Below are 576 nucleotides of genomic sequence, written 5' to 3' on the forward strand. Positions count from 1 at the left end.
TCGATAAAGAAACAAGGCATAGGTTTAAGGAAACTTATGATCGCGTCAATGCAGGTTTGCAGAATTTGTTTCCAAAGATATTTGGGGGTGGCAGCGCCAAACTTGAGCTGACCGATTCGGATTTGCTTGAGACAGGGGTGAGTATTATTGCTAGGCCTCCAGGAAAAAATAATTCAACGATACATCTCCTTTCTGGCGGTGAGAAAGCTTTGACAGCCCTTGCATTGATTTTTTCTATTTTCAAACTTAATCCGGCGCCATTCTGTATGTTGGATGAAGTAGATGCGCCTTTAGATGATGCGAATGTTGGGCGTTTTGCTCGACTTGTCAAAGAAATGTCCGATACCGTTCAGTTCATATATATATCGCATAATAAGGTTTCTATGGAGATGGCTGACCAGCTTATGGGGGTTACTATGCACGAGCCTGGAGTCTCTCGATTGGTGTCCGTGGATATTGATGCGGCTGCTCAGTTAGTCGACGCTTAAAAGGCTATCCAACAGTTAATTTAGGTTTAATCTGGAGCGTTGGTCTCCTTGTTGTTTTCTAGCTACTATATGCCTTGATAAAAAGGCT

1 pseudogene is annotated in these 576 nt (G+C 42.9%); it reads left to right on the plus strand.

Annotated features, from left to right (window positions below):
- Positions 1-488: pseudogene (locus A3762_RS01080) on the plus strand (AAA family ATPase); the annotation flags it as partial.
- Positions 489-576: the final 88 nt, after the last annotated feature.

The sequence above is a fragment of the Oleiphilus sp. HI0125 genome (assembly GCF_001635355.1).